At 64.6% G+C, this 3,272-nt stretch carries 1 protein-coding gene; it reads right to left on the bottom strand.

Features of this window, described 5'->3' with window-relative positions; all coding sequences use genetic code 11:
- The coding region (gene mobF, locus VIQ49_RS15960) for a MobF family relaxase (RefSeq protein WP_331886323.1) at positions 1-2,906 on the bottom strand (2,906 nt) is incomplete at its 3' end.
- Positions 2,907-3,272: the final 366 nt, after the last annotated feature.

Genomic DNA, 3,272 nt, shown 5'->3' with positions numbered 1-3,272 from the left:
GTGGCGACGTAGAGGCCGGGCCGGTTGGTGCTGTGTCCGACGGTGGTGTGGGAGGTGTCGACGGTGATGCCTTGGCTGCGGTGCACGGTGGCGGCGTAGCCGAGTTCGGTGTTCCGCTTCACGTACCGGGCGGGCAGGGTGATCGCGCCCTCGTGGGTTTTACTGCGCAGGTTCAGTGAGCCGTTCTCGTTGACGGCGGTGACGGTCCACAGGTCGCCGTTGCGGACGAACATGTTGCGACGTTTGCCGCCCTTGGTCCGAAGACGTCGGTTGTTCTTGCGGGTCAGGACGATGTCACCGACTCCGGCGTCGAGTTCGTCGGACAGGGTCACCGTGTGTTCGGCTTTGGCGGTTCCGGCGGCGCGGTAGTGCGCTTGGATCGCGAGGTTTACTTCTCGGACGTCGTCGCGGGTGGAGAGCATGACGATCGACGATTTCCCGGCGTCGATGTCGGCGAGGTAGGCGGTTGCTGCGGCGTCTTTCATCTCGGCGGCGGTGCCGTCGTGGACCCATCCGCGGGAGTAGAACAGCTCCAGGCTGCTCTCTTCGCCGTGCCGCAGGGCGAGGGAGTTCTCGGCTTGTTCGGTGTCTTTGCCGAAGCGCACGACGACCGTGAGTTCGGGTGCGTTGGTTTCTTCGGCGAGCAGTCGCAGCGCTCCACCGGTTTCGACGGCGTCGAGCTGGTTCGGGTCACCGAGTAGACGGACTACGGCGCCCTTGGCGGCGGCGATTTCGGTGATGGCGGCGAGGTCTTTGGTCGATGCCAGGGATGCTTCGTCGACGAGCAGCATCGCCCCGGCGGGGATCTCGATGTGCTCGGGGAGGCTGCGCGGTTCATAGTCTTCGAGTCCGCGCCACGGGTACGTCAGGGTCGCGAGGGTGTGGGCGGTGGTGCCGATTTCTTCACCCAAGGTTTCGGCCGCGACGGCAGATGGTGCGAGCGCGATGACCTCGTATCCGGCGGCGGTCCAGGTGTCGGTGACCGCTTTCATCGACGTCGTCTTGCCGGTGCCGGCCGGGCCGATACCGACGGCGAGGAGTGTTCCGGCGCCGACGAAATGCTCGGCAAGCTCGCGCTGTCCGGCGTTGAGTGGGTGATCGCTCGTGCGGGCGATTTTCTCGACGACCTTGTCGAGTCCGGCTTGCGTCGCGATGTAGGTGGTCGGTGTGCCGGTGGCGTCGAGCATGGATTGCTCGGCGGCGATGACACCTTCGGAGGTGTGCAGTGCGGCGCCGTGTCGTTCCAGGATGAACTCGCCGTTGCGGCGTCGCAGTACCTCGGGGACGGGCGGAAGATCGGCGGCCGGCATGTGCACGGACTCGGTCAGAACGTGGGCGGTGACGGCGTCGATTGCCTCTCGGCGGGCGCTGTCGTCGTGGAAGGTGACGGCCGCGAAATTCGCTTCGACGGCGCTGTGAATGTGGGTGATCGCCCAGCTTGCGCGGACGTTCTCGAGGCGTTCGAGCACGCGGGCGGCTTCGACGTCGACGCTGTCAGCGGCGCGCATGGTCGTCGGGCTGAGAGTTCCTGTGGCGTGGGCGTCTTGGATGTTGCGCCAGTGTTGTGCGAGACCGTCGACGTGTTCGGGAGTGCCGAGAATCTGGGCGGATCGGGTGACCCAGTTGTGCTGCATTTCGCGCAATGTTTCCGGTTCTTGCTTGCCGGCGCGGGTGTCGAGGTTCGCTTGCTGGTAGAGCGCGTACATCGCTTTTGCAGAGGGCATCCGGCCGTGCGAGGCGCGGTAGTCAGCGACGAGTTGATCGCGGCGGGCCTCGATCTGGGTGCGGCGTGAGGAGAACATTTCGCACAGCTCTTGGGGGACTGCGGCCAGCTCGACGATGTCCTGGCGGCCGCGTCCGGTGGAGCGTTCGGTGAGGTCGAATCCGAGTTCGGTGTGCAGCTTCGCCATGACGGTCGCGTTGTAGCGCTGCGAGGCCGGCACGCCGTAGCGGTGCAGGGTGGACCCGTCGAGGGCACGCCATTTTCCGTCGTTTTCGGTGCAGACCTTGATGGAGACGACGGCGTGGGTGTGCAGGTTCGGATCCCCGGCGCGGGAGTCGTAGTGGTTGTAGAGGGTGGCGACGAGGCCGGTGGTGTCGTGCACTTCCTGGCTGGTGGCGCCGGTGCGGGTGAAGCACGCTTCCTGCTCGATCCAGCCGAGGGTGTCGGTGACGGTTTCGTGGTGGATGCGTTCGATTGCGCGGCGGGTGTCGTCGTCGGCGAGTGCCCACATCGTCGACACGCTCTTGGGTGGTGTGAACACCAGGTCGTAGCCTGCGACGGGTTGGCGGACGCGGGACTTCTGGGCACTGATCCACGACCACAGCTCGCGATTGTCTTCGGCTGCTCGGCCATGCGTCTGCTCGAACAGCCGGGTTCCGACGCTCTCCATGAGCGCAGCTGAATCGGCTTTCGACGGTCGACGTCCGTTGTCGGCGGCGAACTGTTCGAGAGCGGCACGGTGCTCGGTCAGGAGCGGGATGTCGTTGGTGAACTTGGGGAACTTGCGTCCGAGCCGGGCGGCTTTGACGGCGGCTTCGGGCTTGGCGCCGGCGGCGATGAAGTCCTCGATCATCGCGTCGGCATTGGGGTGCATTCCCTCGCCGAACAGTGCCTTCATCTGCGGTTCGGAGACGGTCTCCCCGGTACCGATTCGGTCCGCGGGATCGACTGCTGCGTCGGCGTCCATGCGCGCCAGGTCGTTCAGTCCTGCGCCGAACCAGGTGCCCGGCGGGGTGCCGTGGGCGGTGTAGTAATCGGTGAGTTCTTGCCCGTGCTCCAGCTCGCGGTCAGCGGTGGCGACCTGTTTTGTCAGGTACTCGTAGCCATCGCCCGCGTGCAGTACGTGGAGCGTCATCACAAGGCCACCATAGTCGCCGCAGGCGGCCTGGTGGAGGGCAGACACCCCCAAAGTCTGAAATTCAGCAAGAGGTGTGTCTGAATTTGTGCGTTTGGCTGAGTGAAACGAAGTGCATTTGGTGAGGGACGAACTGTTTGCGCTGAGGGAAGCGAAGTGTTGGAAAATATGGATGACATGGGTGGATAGATGGTTTGACATGGTGATGTGTGAAAAGGTTCAGTGAAGTTGTGATGGTTGGCCCGAGTTTTTGAGCCGGGAACCGTTAGGTGGGCGGGGAACAATTGATGGCCGATCGCCGCTGCCGGCGGTAAGGTTTGCGGCATGGCGTCCTCAAACACATCCACGATCAGCGCGAGGGAACGGGCACGCGCAGCGAATGCCGCCCGTCTCGCGGAAGAGCAAGAGCGATTG

It is taken from the genome of Williamsia sp., assembly GCF_036566845.1.
GTDB lineage: Bacteria > Actinomycetota > Actinomycetes > Mycobacteriales > Mycobacteriaceae > Williamsia.
The sequence above is the reverse complement of the archived record's forward strand: the minus strand, read 5'-3'. Positions and strand labels throughout refer to the sequence as shown.